Annotated in this window: 14 protein-coding genes; 12 read left to right on the top strand and 2 right to left on the bottom strand. The window is 64.0% G+C overall.

The features are described 5' to 3' along the window. The first annotated feature begins 318 nt into the window (after positions 1-318). The 11 genes from CDV46_RS07495 (at position 319) to CDV46_RS27370 (ending at position 10,471) form a co-directional block, all read left to right on the top strand. Positions 319-1,791, top strand: coding sequence for a 2-hydroxymuconic semialdehyde dehydrogenase (locus CDV46_RS07495; RefSeq protein WP_087722226.1), 1,473 nt, complete (start codon positions 319-321; stop codon positions 1,789-1,791). Between the two features lie 119 nt (positions 1,792-1,910). After that, positions 1,911-2,351, top strand: coding sequence for a RidA family protein (locus CDV46_RS07500; RefSeq protein WP_058377803.1), 441 nt, complete (start codon positions 1,911-1,913; stop codon positions 2,349-2,351). Between the two features lie 45 nt (positions 2,352-2,396). After that, positions 2,397-2,939: a 3-hydroxyanthranilate 3,4-dioxygenase gene (locus CDV46_RS07505; RefSeq protein ID WP_087722227.1), complete on the top strand. Its 543-nt coding sequence runs from the start codon at positions 2,397-2,399 to the stop codon at positions 2,937-2,939. A gap of 63 nt (positions 2,940-3,002) precedes the next feature. Then, a complete protein-coding gene (locus CDV46_RS07510; protein ID WP_058377801.1) occupies positions 3,003-3,998 on the top strand; it encodes an amidohydrolase family protein in 996 nt (331 codons plus the stop codon). A 235-nt stretch (positions 3,999-4,233) separates the two neighbouring features. Next, positions 4,234-5,427 carry an ABC transporter substrate-binding protein gene (locus tag CDV46_RS07515; protein ID WP_087686668.1) on the top strand — a complete coding sequence of 398 codons (1,194 nt, stop codon included), beginning with the start codon at positions 4,234-4,236 and terminating at the stop codon, positions 5,425-5,427. Between the two features lie 159 nt (positions 5,428-5,586). After that, on the top strand, positions 5,587-6,486 hold the full coding sequence (locus tag CDV46_RS07520; protein WP_087722228.1) for an alpha/beta hydrolase: 900 nt from the start codon (positions 5,587-5,589) through the stop codon (positions 6,484-6,486). Continuing rightward, positions 6,483-7,403, top strand: coding sequence for a branched-chain amino acid ABC transporter permease (locus CDV46_RS07525; protein WP_058377798.1), 921 nt, complete (start codon positions 6,483-6,485; stop codon positions 7,401-7,403). The genes CDV46_RS07520 and CDV46_RS07525 overlap by 4 nt, the downstream gene beginning before the upstream one ends. Before the next feature lie 8 nt (positions 7,404-7,411). Then, entirely contained in the window at positions 7,412-8,386 is a 975-nt protein-coding gene (locus tag CDV46_RS07530; RefSeq protein ID WP_087722306.1) for a branched-chain amino acid ABC transporter permease, read from the top strand. Continuing rightward, a complete protein-coding gene (locus CDV46_RS07535; RefSeq protein WP_087686666.1) occupies positions 8,383-9,153 on the top strand; it encodes an ABC transporter ATP-binding protein in 771 nt (256 codons plus the stop codon). The genes CDV46_RS07530 and CDV46_RS07535 overlap by 4 nt, the downstream gene beginning before the upstream one ends. Then, a complete protein-coding gene (locus CDV46_RS07540) occupies positions 9,150-9,860 on the top strand; it encodes an ABC transporter ATP-binding protein (protein ID WP_087722229.1) in 711 nt (236 codons plus the stop codon). The genes CDV46_RS07535 and CDV46_RS07540 overlap by 4 nt, the downstream gene beginning before the upstream one ends. A gap of 251 nt (positions 9,861-10,111) precedes the next feature. Further along, positions 10,112-10,471 (top strand): helix-turn-helix domain-containing protein, encoded by a 360-nt coding sequence (locus CDV46_RS27370; RefSeq protein ID WP_249277390.1) that lies wholly within the window; start codon positions 10,112-10,114, stop codon positions 10,469-10,471. A gap of 166 nt (positions 10,472-10,637) precedes the next feature. Here the strand turns inward: CDV46_RS27370 and CDV46_RS07550 are convergent, their stop codons facing one another. Beyond that, positions 10,638-11,594, bottom strand: coding sequence for a LysR substrate-binding domain-containing protein (locus CDV46_RS07550; RefSeq protein WP_087686664.1), 957 nt, complete (start codon positions 11,592-11,594; stop codon positions 10,638-10,640). An 11-nt stretch (positions 11,595-11,605) separates the two neighbouring features. Further along, positions 11,606-12,250, bottom strand: coding sequence for a TetR/AcrR family transcriptional regulator (locus CDV46_RS07555; protein ID WP_087722230.1), 645 nt, complete (start codon positions 12,248-12,250; stop codon positions 11,606-11,608). A 694-nt stretch (positions 12,251-12,944) separates the two neighbouring features. On the opposite strand from CDV46_RS07555, the gene CDV46_RS07560 reads away from it, so the two are divergent. After that, positions 12,945-14,156 carry an MFS transporter gene (locus CDV46_RS07560; protein ID WP_087722307.1) on the top strand — a complete coding sequence of 404 codons (1,212 nt, stop codon included), beginning with the start codon at positions 12,945-12,947 and terminating at the stop codon, positions 14,154-14,156. The last annotated feature ends 217 nt before the right edge of the window (positions 14,157-14,373 follow it).

The following is a 14,373-nucleotide window of genomic DNA, read 5'->3' on the forward strand; positions in this document are numbered from 1 at the left end:
CCTGAGCCTCGGAACGTGAAGCGCAAGCTGCCCCCGTCGTCGGCCGCCCAAGAGAAAAGAGCGCCAATTCTCTGCGCGCCCCCCGGCAAGCGCTGTCGGCATTCGCCGGACGGCTTTCGGACCGAGTCGCCTTGCGGAGGATGCCGATATTCCACTAAGGAATAGACACCACGATAGATTTCATTATTTTTTATATCGACAGATGCCTAGACTTGAGGACATCTGGCGGTGGCTATCGCCTGCCACCGCGTGACGCTCCCCGCGACACGCCGTCCAAGCGCCACCGCCCCGCAAAACACTAATGTATCTGGAGACCTCGTGAGCCTTGCGACCCCGCCGCTGCTGCGGCACTACGTGGATGGTGCGTTCATCGCCACCGATCGTCAGTTCGACAACGTGAGCCCGGTCGACGGCCGGCTCATCGCGAAGGTTTGCGAAGCCGATGCTGCCATCGTCGACCGCGCCGTCGCCGCCGCCCGCCGTGCCCTGCACGAAGGCCCGTGGGGCAAGACCACCCCGGCCGAGCGCGCCGCCGTGCTGCATCGCATCGCCGACGGCATTCAGGCACGCTTTGACGATTTCGTCGCCGCCGAAGTCGCCGACACCGGCCGTCCGGTCGAACAGGCCCGCACGCTCGATATCGCACGCGGCATCGCCAACTTCCGCATGTTTGCCGATCTGATCAAGACGGCGGGCACCGAGATGTACGAGATGCGCGCGGCCGACGGCGGCGACGTGATGAACTACGTCACCCGCAAACCGCTCGGCGTCATCGGCATCATCTCGCCGTGGAACCTCCCGCTGCTGCTCTTCACGTGGAAAGTCGCACCGGCGCTCGCCATGGGCAATTGCGTGGTAACCAAGCCGTCGGAAGAAACCCCGTCGTCGGCCACGTTGCTCGCCGAAGTCATGGACGCTGCGGGCGTGCCGCCGGGCGTGTTCAACCTCGTGCACGGCTTCGGCCCCAGCTCGGCGGGCGAATTCCTGACCAAGCACCCCGATGTCGCCGCCATCACCTTCACCGGCGAATCGCGCACGGGCAGCGCCATCATGAAAGCCGTGGCCGATGGTGTGAAGGAAATCTCGTTCGAACTCGGTGGCAAGAACGCCGCCGTCGTGTTCGCCGATGCCGACTTCGACGCCGCCGTCGATGGCGTGGTGCGCTCGTCGTTCACCAACGCCGGCCAAGTCTGTCTGTGCTCCGAGCGCGTGTACGTTGAGCGCCCGATCTACGAGCGTTTCGTTGCCGCACTGGCCGAGCGCGCCGCCGCCCTGCGCATCGACGCCCCGGACGCACAAGGCGTGCAGATGGGCCCGCTCGTCTCGCGCAAGCATCGTGAAAAAGTGCTGTCCTATTACAAGCTGGCCGTCGAAGAAGGCGCGACCGTCGTCACCGGCGGCGGTGTGCCCGTGTTCGGCGACGCCCGCGACGAAGGCGCCTTCGTGCAGCCGACCGTCTGGACCGGCCTGCCCGACACGGCACGCTGCGTGCGCGAAGAAATCTTCGGCCCGGTGTGCCACGTCTCGCCGTTCGACAGCGAAGACGAAGTCATCCGCCGCGTGAACGACAGCGACTACGGTCTGGCCGGCTGCGTGTGGACGACTAACCTGTCTCGCGCACACCGTGTGGCGCGTCAGTTCCAGACGGGTCTCGTGTGGGTGAACACGTGGTTCCTGCGCGACCTGCGCACGCCGTTCGGTGGCGTGAAGCTGTCGGGGCTCGGGCGCGAAGGCGGGCGCCACTCGCTCGACTTCTATTCCGAAATCACCAACATCTGCATCAAACTCTGACCTGACAATGTGAGGCGACGGCGCGGGGGCTATCGATGGGGGTCGATACCCCCGCGCCCGTGCGCCGCACGCTGACAAGACAACAGAAGCACACGGAAAAACACGGAGACGCGTCACCCATGAGCGCAACGCAATCGCAAGACACGCAAGCCCGCGTCGTCGCGGGCAAGGCCAAGCCGCGCGGCAAATTCCCGCACATCAAGCGCGCGGGCGACTTCCTGTTCGTCTCGGGCACCAGCTCGCGCCGGCCCGACAACAGCTACGCCGGTGCGCAGGTCGATGCACTCGGCGTGACCCAGCTCGACATTCGCGAACAGACCCGCGCCGTCATCGAGAACATTCGCGACATCCTCGCGAGCGAAGGCGCCACGCTGGCCGATGTGGTGGAAGTCGGCTCGTTTCTCGTGAACATGAACGACTTCGGCGGCTATAACGAGGTGTACGGCGAATACTTCGACGAGAACGGCCCCACGCGCACCACCGTGGCCGTGCACCAATTGCCGCACCCGCTGCTGCTCATCGAGATCAAGTGCGTGGCCTACTCGCCGCGCGCCCGCTGAGCCAGACGCAAAATAAACTCAACGCGACATGATTCGGGAGACAGCATGTTGACGTACGGCAAACCCTTCAATTTCCAGCGCTGGATCGACGAGCATGCCCATCTGCTCAAGCCGCCGGTCGGCAACCAGCAAGTCTGGCAGGACAGCGATTTCATCGTGACCGTGGTCGGCGGCCCCAACCACCGCACCGACTATCACGACGATCCGCTCGAAGAATTCTTTTATCAGTTCAAGGGCAACGCGTGGCTGAAGCTCTGGATCGATGGCCGTGAAGAGCGCGTCGATCTCAAGGAAGGCGACATCTTCCTGCTGCCGCCGCACGTGCGCCATTCGCCGCAACGCCCCGAGGCCGACAGCCTGTGTCTGGTCATCGAGCGCCAGCGTCCGGCGGGTCTGCTCGACGGTTTCGAGTGGTATTGCCTGAAGTGCGGCACGCAGGTGCATCGCGTCGAAGTGCAATTGAAGAGCATCGTGACCGACCTGCCGCCGCTGTTCGACGCGTTCTACGGCAGCGAAACGTTGCGCCGTTGCCCGAGCTGCGGCGAGATCCACCCGGGGCGCGCTGCATCGGCCCCGGCGGCTGCCTGACGCGGCGCAATTTGCCCGCGGCCCTCGCCCCCCAGCCCACTACCCGACAGAACAAGTCACTTCATGAAGAAAATCGACATGCACGCCCACTTCTTCCCGCGTATCACGCAGGAAGAAGCGGCACGACTGGACGCCGCCACCGCGCCGTGGCTGCGCATTGACGAGAACGGCGAGACCGGCAACATCATGCTCGCCGACAAGGCCTTCCGCCCGGTCTATCGCGCGCTGTGGGACCCCGCGCTGCGCATCGAAGAACTCGATCGCCACGGGATCGACCTGCAAGTGGTCTGCGCGACGCCGATCATGTTCGGCTATCGCTACGACGGCCATGCCGTGATGGACTGGGTGCAGCGCATGAACGATCTCGCGCTGGAGCACTGCGCTTACGCGCCCACTCGCCTGAAGGCGATGGCGCAGGTGCCCTTGCAAGACCTCGATCTCGCCTGCGCCGAAGCGTCGCGCGCCAAGGCCACCGGCCACGTTGGTGTGCAGATCGGCAATCACCTCGGGCCGAAAGACCTCGACGACGAGCATCTGGTGGCGTTTTTGCGGCACTGCGGCAACGAGCACATCCCCGTGCTGGTGCACCCGTGGGACATGATGACCGACGGCCGCATGAAGAAATGGATGATGCCGTGGCTCGTGGCCATGCCGGCCGAGACGCAACTCTCCATCCTGTCGCTGATTCTCTCGGGGGCCTTCGAGCGCCTGCCGCGCTCGCTCAAGCTGTGCTTCGCTCACGGCGGCGGCGGCTTCCCCTACCTGCTGGGCCGCGCTGAGAACGCGTGGCATTGCCGCGACATCGTGCGCGCCGACAGCCCGCATCCGCCGTCTCATTATCTGGACCGTTTTTACGTGGACAGCGCCGTGTTCGACCCGCGCGCCCTGCGCCTGCTGGTCGATACGATGGGCGTGGAGCGCGTCATGCTCGGCTCGGACCACCCGTTCCCGCTCGGCGAACAGGAGATCGGCAAGCTGGTGGCCGATCAGCCGGGCTTGGACGCGCACGCCCGTGAACGCATTCTGGCCGGCAACGCCCGGGAGTTCTTCGGGCTATAACTGGTGCTTTCCCGAGGTGTTTTTGAAATTGCTTGCCTACGTAATAGGCGTCGTTTAGGCTGGGCACTGAAATATTTGATGCTTAAACAATTTAACGTAAGACATCGAAATAACGCCTACGTATGACCGACGTGCCCGGCTGACGATGACCGCCATGAAGAAGCGCTCAGGCCGCCCGGCACGAACCCTCTGCTCACAGTGTTTGCCAGTTCCGGAACTTAGTTTGGAGACCATGATGACGGGAACGAAGACCACGCAACGCAAAACGATCGCAGTCCTGGGCGCTATTGCCGCCGCCGCAGCACTGCTCACCGCCGGCGGTGCGCATGCCGAGGTCAAGATCGGCTTCATCGGTACGCTCTCCGGCCCGGGCGGTGCGCTCGGTCAGGACCAGTACGACGCCTTCATGCTCGCCGTCGAGCAAAAGGGCGGCAAGCTGGGCGGCGTGCCGGTGCAAGTGATCAAGGAAGACGACCAGCTCAAGCCCGACGTGGGTGTGCAGGCCGCGCAGAAGCTCGTCGAGCGCGACAAGGTGTCGATCATCACCGGCGTGACGTTCTCGAACGTGATGATGGCCATTCACAAGAACGTGACCAACGCGGGTGTGGTCATGGTCGGCTCGAACGCCGGTCCGACCCCGATTGCCGGCGCCCAATGCTCGCCGAACTTCTTCTCCACCTCGTGGGACAACGACGAGTTGCATGAAGCCGGCGGTCAGCTCTCGAGCGACTTGGGCTACAAGAAGATGTATGTCATGGCCCCGAACTATCAGGCCGGACGCGACGCCGTGAACGGCTTCAAGCGCGACTACAAGGGTCAGATCGTCGACGAGGTGTACACGCAGGTCAACCAGCCCGACTACTCGGCAGAAATCGCCCAGTTGCAGGCGGCCAAACCCGATGCCGTCTATGTCTTTTACCCGGGCGGCATGGGCGTGAACTTCGTCAAGCAATACCGTCAGGCCGGGCTGCTCGGCAAGATTCCGCTGATCTCCGTGTCGACCATCGATGGCTCGACCCTGCCTGCGCTGAAAGAACTCGCCGTGGGCGCGATTACCAGCGCGCCCTACTCGCCGGACCTCGACAACGCGCAGAACAAGCAGTTCGTCACGGCCTTCCAGAAGAAATACAACCGCGTGCCGTCGATGTACGCCGCGCAGTCGTATGACGCAGCCAACCTGATCGACTCGGCGCTCACCAAGACCAAGGGCAGCGTGGCCGATCGCGAAGCCCTGCGCGCGGCGCTCAAGCAAGCCGACTTCTCGTCCGTGCGTGGCCCGTTCAAGTTTGCCAGCAACCAGTTCCCGATCGCGCAGTTCTATCGCGTGGATGTCGTCAAGGACAGCGCCGGTGCCGCCTTCGCGACCAAGGGCCAGATCAAGATCCAGACGCGTGCCGACCTGGCCGCGCAGTGCAAGATCAAGTCGTAAGTCTGCGTCGTATCTCGTGACACCGCCCGTGCCACATACGGGCGGACGCAAGTGCCCCGGTGCCGTTGCACCGGCGGCACTGTTCCTGCACGGCCCGCACATCTGAACGACCCGTATCCGCTGGACCAGCTGAGCATTACCTGAGCACTACGAGGGTTTATGAAGCGCTACCGCAATTTCGACGAGGCCGAGCTGGACGTTGAGTACAACGCCCGCGCCACCACGCCCAACGTCCTCGACATCCTGAAGCAATACGCCGCCGATAGCGCGCACGCCCGCGCCACGGTTCCCTGCGTCCTCGACGTCGCCTACGGCGATCATCCCGACGAGACGCTCGACATTTTCCCCGCCCCCACGCCCGGCGCGCCCGTGTTCTTCTTCGTGCACGGCGGCTACTGGCGCGCCCTGAACAAGAGCGACTCCAGCAACATGGCGCCCGCGTTCACGCAGGCCGGAGCGACCGTCGTCACCGTCAACTACACGCTGGCCCCCGGCGCGTCGCTCGACACCATCGTCGACCAGACCCGCCGCGCGCTCGCGTGGGTGCATCGCCATATCGGGGCCCATCATGGCGCCCCGAAACGCATTCACGTGTGCGGCAGCTCGGCGGGCGGGCATCTCGCCGGCATGTTGCTCGCGCAGGGCTGGCATGCCAAATACGGCGTGCCGGAAGACGTGATTGCCGGGGCCGCACCGCTCTCGGGCCTGTTCGATCTCACGCCGATTCCGTTCACGCATATCAACGAATGGATGAAGCTCAGCGCGGACGATGCCACGCGCAACAGCCCGCAGTTTCACTTGCCCGCCCACGGCTGCCCGATCGTCGTGTCGTACGGCGAGACCGAGACGGCCGAGTTCAAGCGCCAGAGCGTGGACTACCTCGCGGCATGGCGTGAGCGCGGCTTCACCGGCGAGTACGTGCCGATGCCCGGCACCAATCACTTCGATATCGTGCTGACGCTGAACGACCCCGCCAGCCCACTTACGCAGGCCATCTTCCGTCAGATGGGATTGCTTGCCGGCGCGGGCGCAGCCACGAATCACGGGGAGGCCAAATGAGCCTCACCCTCTTCATCATGCAGTGCCTGAACGGACTGCAACTCGGGGTGCTGCTGTTCCTGATGGCGGCCGGGCTCACGCTCGTGTTCGGCATCATGAACTTCGTGAACCTCGCGCATGGCTCGCTGTACATGATGGGTGCGTTTATCGCGGCCACCGTCTACAACCATACGGGGTCGTTCGCGCTGGCCGCCATTGCGATCATTCCGGCCATGCTGATCATCGGCCTGATCGTCGAATTCGTGGCGCTCAAGACGCTGTATGACCGCGATCACCTCGATCAGGTGCTCGCCACGTTCGGTCTGATCCTGTTCTTCAACGAACTGGCGCGCATGATCTGGGGCCCGTCGCCCTATTACATGGAAGTGCCCGAGTGGCTGGGCGGCACCGTCGATCTGTTCGGCCTGCAATACCCGGCGTATCGCTTCCTCATCATTCTCGTGGGGCTGGCCGTCGCGCTCGGCTGCTATCTGCTGATTCACCGCACGCGCATCGGCATGCTGATTCGTGCCGGGGCGACGCACCGGCAGATGGTCGGCGCGCTCGGCGTGAATATCGTGCTGCTCAACTCGCTGCTGTTCGGGCTGGGTGCGATTCTCGCGGGCATCGCCGGATTGATGGCGGGCCCGATTCTCTCAGTGCAACCGGGGATGGGTGAGCCGATTCTGATTCTCACGATGGTGGTGATCGTGATCGGCGGCATCGGGTCGGTACGCGGCGCGTTTCTCGCGGCGCTCATCGTCGGGGTGGTCGATACGGTCGGCCGCACGGCATTGCCCACGCTGCTTCGCAGTCTGATGGAGCGCAGCACGGCGGACACCGCCGGCCCCGCGCTCGCTTCGATGCTCATCTACCTTGTCATGGCCGCGGTACTCGCGGTTCGTCCGCAAGGCCTGTTCCCGGTCAAACACGGTTGACGATGGAAATGAAACTGAATCTTCGCACCGCCGTGCCGCTGCTGTTGCTGGCCTTTCTGGCGCTGGTGCCCATTTACGCGACGGCCGTGCAACAGCCGTTCTATCTCACCCTCTTCGGCCGCATCGTGGTGTTCGCCATCGCCGCCGTCTCGCTCGATCTGATTCTTGGGTACGGCGGCATGGTCAGCTTCGGCCATGCGCTCTATCTGGGGCTCGGCGCTTATGTGGTCGGTATCCTGAGTTTTCACGGCATCGACAACGGCTTCGTGCATCTGGGCGTGACGCTGCTGGTGTGCGCCCTCGTCGGTGCCCTCACCGGCCTGCTCTCGCTGCGCACGACCGGTATCGCGTTCATCATGATTACGCTCGCCTTCGCGCAGATGTTTTACTTCCTGGCCGTGGGCCTGAAGCAGTACGGCGGCGACGACGGCCTGCCGGTCGCCGCAGCCAGCCGCTTCGGTAATGTGTCGCTCGATAACCCGACGGTGCTGTATTACGTGGCCTTCGCCGTGCTTTGCCTGTGTGTGTGGGCAGGCCGCCGGCTGGTCGACGCACGCTTCGGCATGGTCATTCGCGGCAGCCGCCAGAACGACCGCCGCATGCGCGCGCTGGGTTATCCGACGCTGCGCTACAAGCTCGTGGCCTACATCATCAGCGCGATGGTGTGCGGCGTGGCCGGCATGCTTTACGCCAACCTCACTCACTTCGTCTCGCCCGCCTACATGGCGTGGACGGCGTCGGGCGAACTGATCGTGATGGTCGTGCTGGGCGGGCTCGGCTCGTTCTTCGGCCCGGTGCTCGGCAGCACTGCCATGCTGCTCATCGAAGAAGGCCTGAAAGGACTGACCGAGCACTGGATGATCATCTTCGGCCCGCTGATCGTGATCTCGGTGCTGGTCTCGCGACGCGGCCTGTATGGCTTGCTCGGTGACCTGCAAGTACGCCTGACACGCCGCGCACGCGCGGTGGAGGGCAAAGCATGAGCCTGCTCAAAGTCGACCAACTGGTCAAACGCTACGGCGGACTCACCGCCACCGATCATTTCTGTCTGGACGTTGCCCCCGGCGAGCTGCACGCCATCATCGGACCGAACGGTGCCGGCAAGAGCACGCTCATCGGCCAGTTGGCCGGGGAGTTGCGCTCCGACGAAGGGTCGATCCATTTCGACGGACGCGACATCACCGGCATGCCGATCGAGCAACGCGCACGCGCCGGTCTCGCCCGTTCGTATCAGATCACCTCGGTGTTTCGCGAATTCACCGCGCTCGAGAACGTGCTGGTCGCCGTGCAGGCGATGCAGGGGCACAGCTTCGGGTTCTGGCGTCCGGCGATTCGTCAGGCGTCGCTCGTCGAACCCGCACGCGAGATTCTGGCGCGCACCGGGCTGGCGGCACGCATGAATGTCCCGGCATCCGCTCTCGCCCACGGCGAGCATCGGCAACTTGAACTGGCCATGGCGTTGGCCGGGCAACCGCGACTACTGCTGCTGGACGAACCGATGGCGGGGATGTCGCAAGCCGAATCGGAGCAGATGACGCATCTGCTCGCCGAACTCAAGGGCGACTACGGCATCGTGCTCGTCGAACACGATATGGACGCCGTCTTCGCACTGGCCGATCGCATCACGGTGCTGGTCTACGGCCGCGCGATTGCCTGCGGCGACGCCGACACGATCCGCAACGATGCGGGCGTGCGCGAAGCCTATCTCGGGGACGAAACCCGCAACGAAATGCTGGGAGCGACGGCATGAGCACTCTGTTGTCTTTGGCCGGCGTCGAGTCGTATTACGGAGCGAGTCAGGCACTGTTCGGCATGCAGCTCGATATCGAGCGCGGCGCGTTCGTCACGCTGCTCGGGCGCAACGGGATGGGCAAGTCGACCACGGTGAAGTCGATCACCGGTCTCATGCGCCCAGCCCGGGGCGAGATCGTTTTCGACGGCCTGCCGATTCACGCGAGCCCGTCGCATCGCATTGCCCGCGCCGGTATGGGACTCGTGCCCGAAGGCCGTCAGATCTTCCCGACGCTGACCGTGCGCGAAAATCTCGTGGCAACGGCGGGCAATCGTCACGGGGCCAGCTCGCCGTGGACGCTCGCGCGCATCTACGAACTGTTCCCTCGCCTGCGCGAACGCGAGAGAAATCTCGGCAGCAATCTCTCGGGCGGTGAGCAGCAGATGCTCGCGATTGGGCGCGCGCTGATGACGAATCCGAAATTGCTCATTCTCGACGAGGCGACGGAAGGCCTCGCGCCGCTCATTCGCGGTGAAATCTGGCAATGCCTCAAGCAACTCAAAGGCAGCGGTCTGTCGATTCTCTGTATTGATAAGAATCTGGCACCGATGCTGGAGCTGGGCGATCGTCACTACATCGTCGACAAAGGCCGTGTGGCGTGGCAGGGCGACTCCGCCGGACTGCGTCGCGATATGACCCAGTTGCAGACCTATCTCGGCGTGTGAGCACGCGCTGAAGGGGCGGGTTGCGGCCATGTGCCGCGCCCGCGCACCCACTCTGCGGCACTCAGGCATCACCTGAGTGCGTAGTACTCGATAGGTGTCAGACGCGAAAACCACGAGAGTTTTGTGAAAGCACCCGAGCGGACGTTGTGTTGCAATCAGTCCCGCTTGATTGACTTCACAAGCCTGGCGCGACTCACATCATCCGCGCACGCTCTCCACTTAACTTTCACCCACTGACACCGGGCAGGACTATGGCTTACTCGAATACGCCTTCCAATCCGTTCCGCTGGCTGCTCACGCAGGACACCGGCGCGCCACCGCCCACCGAGCCGACGCACGTCAATAGCGGACTCCCTGCGGACTTGCCGCTCAACATCAAAGAATTACCGCGTACCCCGTTACCCAAGCTGGAAGTGTTTCCCGAAGAACTGCTCGCCTTGCGCAAGCATCTGGGCATGTCGCGCAATGTCTTTGCGCATTACTTGCGGACCAATCCGCGCACGCTGGAAAACTGGGAACAAGGCCGTGCGCGGCCGAATGCTCAGGCAGTGTGCCTGATCCGGCTCGTGCAACAGAATCCGGGGCTCGTCTCGGCGCTCGCCGGACTCTGAGGGCGGGTATCTTCGCTGTAGTGGTTGTGTAGCGTCTGCGTCCATGCAGATGCCGGGGGCGGCGGTCGGCGGTCGGCGGTCGGCGGTCGGCGGTCAGTGACTGTCGATGCGCCGCCCGCTGTCTCTTTCCCCGTCCCCCGCCTTCCTCACCTTCCCCTCGCTTGGCTCAGGGCTTCAGACCGCACGCCTCGCGCAGACACACCACAAAGCGCTCACACGCCGGGCTCGGCTGCTTGTCCGAGCGCAGCGAATAGCCTACGTCGCCAAAGCTGCCCGATACCGTATCGGCCAATACCCGCAGCAGGCCAGAGTCGACAAACGGTTTCGCCGCCGCACGCGGCATCAACGCCACCCGTGGCGATTCGAGCATCAAACCGATATTGGTCAGGATCGACAGCGACTCGACGACATCGTCGGGCAGCAACAGCCCGGCATCGTGAAAGAGGCGCTCGGCGGCCAGTCGCGACGGCGACTCGGGCACCGGCAGAATCCATGACCCTTCGCGTAGTTGCGCCAGCGGCACCCGCGCGGCCGAGTCGGCCCAGTGACGAATGCCACCGACCACGCAGAGCGATTCGTTGAAGAGAATTTCGTGTGTCAACGCAAAGGCATTGGCGACCGGCAGCGCCCGCTCGGGCAATCGGCCAACGACAATGTCGAGATCGCCGCTCGCCAACGCCGGGAACAGTTGCGCCGTGGTCGCCTCGCGCACCGTCACCAGCACGCCGGGCGCCCGTGACTTGAGCATGGCGATCGTGCGCGGCAGCAAGTCGGCCGACGCCGAAATCAGCGTGCCCACGATCACATGCCCGCTGGTACCCGCGCTGAACGCATTGACTTCATCGGTGAGGTATCGCAACTCGGCCATCAGCGACTTGACGCGATGACCGAGCAACTCGCCCAGCTCCGTCGGCTGCATGCCCCGGTTGCTGCGCACGAACAGCGGCCCTTCGAAGCAGGCCTCCAGCTCGTGCACGATCTTGCTCACCGCAGGTTGCGTAAGGCCCGTCTCGTTGGCGGCACGCACCAGCGAGCCCGTCTCGAGCACACGATCGAATACCTGAAGTTGATGGAACTTGAGCTTTCGCCCGAGGTTGAGGGCAGTCCAGGGCAATGAACGCATCGGGATCCTGTTCAGGCCGCGGCCGCCGAGGGCGGCGCACCCGGCCCGGCCCCCTGCGGCACCGGTGTCGGGTCGGCAGGCTCAGCCGACAGGAAGGCAGTGACGAACTCTTCGAGCATCGCCACATCCGGCAGGGATGACGGGTTGACGTGATGATTCACGAGGCAGCCGTCGAACGTCAGCACCAGCATGTCGACCAGACGCGCGCGCCGTACGCTGTCACGCGCGAGGCTCGGCGCACTGGCGGCCAGCATGGCCGAGAGCCGCTCGCGAAACCACTGCAACAGTGTCGGATCGTACGGATCGCCCGGGGTCACCGTGGCCAGCGCCTGCACCAGGTTGTGCGAGAAGCCGTTGTCGAGCCGGGGCGTCTCCACCAGCAGGCCGCTGAGCAGGCTGCGCATGCGCGCGTGGGCACCGTGGGCGGCAAGCACTTCGGCTTCGAGCGTGGCAATGCGTGCCTTGAACCAGCGCTCGTAGACGCAGAAGAAGACTTGCAGCTTCGCAGTGAAGTAGCTGTAAATGTTCGCGTGCGAAATACCCGCGCGCTTGGCGATCTGCACCATGGTCGTTTCGACATACCCTTTCTCGAGAAAAAGGGCGTGCGACGCTTCGAGGATGGCCAGACGAATGTCTTCTTTCTTGACTTGTGGCATGAGTAAGCCTGCGCGGGTAGGCCACGCACCTCAATCGAAATTTCTCAACCTCACGCTGAGGTCAATACCGAACGTCAGCGGGGGTAGTATGCCAGCGCTCACGCAGCTTGCGGCGAAAACTAAGCGCAAACACTCCCCCGGACTTTCCCGGTATTCCAACGCATACAACGCGGTTTACGATGACAGACATCGCGTTATGCGCCGGATTACCGCGCATTACGCGCATACCCCATTCCCTCGAAAATCGACAGAAAATGGGCCGCTATACGAAGGCTGGCGCGCCTCATTTCCGACGAAAAAAGCGCTGCGCCGCGTGTGGCGTCAACGGCGGCACGCCTTTATCCGCAAGCCACGGCGGCGACGCTGTCGTGGGACTTATCTGATGTTTTGGCGCGCATGCGCGCAGCCCGCGGCATCGTCCTTAGCATGAGGACTTTCCGCTTGCCGCCGTGCCTCCGGGAAACCTTCGTGTGAGCCGTCACAAGTTCGGCATTCTCATTTTTCAATCGGCATTTTCCGAGCGTGAATCGATGGGCAGTCAGTGAGCTGACGGGAAACGGTCGCCGTCATATACGACGTGATACGCGATGCCATGCACCACGCCGGATCACGCCGGATCAAGCCGGATCACGGCGCATCGCACTTTTGCCGTCTGACACGAAGCCAAGCCCCGGATGAGTCCGCGCCGCTCATCATGTTCCGATCCAACGCATCGCCTTCCCCAACACCGCACGCTGCCCCGTTGCGCCGCGCCGATATCTGGCTGATGGCCGTGGCCTGCGGGCTCGCAGTGGCCAATCTCAACTACTGCCATCCGATGCTCGGCCACATCGGCGCACGCTTCGACACGTCGGGCTGGCAACTGTCGCTGGTGCCCGCGGCCGCGCAACTGGGCTATGCAGCGGGTCTGCTGCTGCTCACCCCATTGGGCGATCGCGTGGCCGACCGCCGGCGTCTGATCGTGTGGCAGATGCTCGGCCTGTGTGCGTCGCTGCTGCTCGCCGCCTCAGCACCGCACTTCTGGATACTCGTCGTCGCGAGCTTTGCGATCGGCGTGACAGGCACGGTCGCCCAGCACATCCTGCCTCTCGCGGCGCAACTGGCTCAGCCTGAGCGGCGCGGCGCCGTGGTCGGCACGGTCGTCAGCGGCCTGCTCATCGGTATTCTCGGCGCACGCACGCTCGCGGGCTGGGTGGCAACGTGGTGGCACTGGCGCGCGATGTTCGGCATGGCCGCCCTTGCCATGCTGTGTCTGGCGGCATTGCTCGGCCGACGTCTGCCGTACGCGCCGCCCACTACGTCAATGACGTACTCCGCGTTGCTTCGCTCGATGATCACGCTCTTTCGGCGGCACCGTGCGCTGCGCGCGTCGGCGCTCATCGGCGGTCTGCTGTTTGCGGCGTTCAGCGCGTTCTGGTCCACGCTCACGCTCTGGCTCGCGAGTCCGGTGCACGGGCAGCACGCTGGCGTGGCAGGCACTTTCGGTGTCATCGGTATCGCGGGGGCGCTCGCGGCCCCGCTGGCCGGACGCCTCACCGATCGCGGCGGACCGCATCGCGTGTTGTGGGTGGGTATCGGTGCGGTGGTGCTTTCATTCGCCGCGCTCTGGGCCGGACAGGCGAGTCTCGTCGGCCTCGCACTCGGCGTGATCGTGCTCGACCTCGGCGTGCAGACGGGGCAGATCGCCAATCAGACGCGCATTTTCGCGCTCGATACCGATGCCACCAGCCGTCTGAACACGCTCTACATGAGTGTCTATTTCCTGATGGGCGCGCTGGGCTCTGCCCTTGGCGTGATGGCATGGAGTGCGTGGGGCTGGGACGGCGTCTGTGCATTCGGTGTGGTGTCCAGCCTGCTCGCGTGTGCCGTGCATGCTTCGGGGAAGCGCGGTGCACGCTTCTTGTGATGTGTCGCACCGTGCACGTGATTCGTCCGCGATGCCGACACCGCCAAAACCATTTCAAAACAGTACTAAAACGGCGCTCGATCGCTATTCCGGCACCCTCGTCCGCGTGTCCTACATCGCCTTCCTTCATCGCGTGTCAGCACCCTCCTACATAGTTCGGAGTGCATCACATATGCGAAACACATGTACTAAAGTTAACTAACGCTACTTGCGCAGT

Origin of the sequence: Pandoraea sp. PE-S2T-3 (assembly GCF_002179965.1) — a bacterium.
Classification (GTDB): Bacteria; Pseudomonadota; Gammaproteobacteria; order Burkholderiales; family Burkholderiaceae; genus Pandoraea.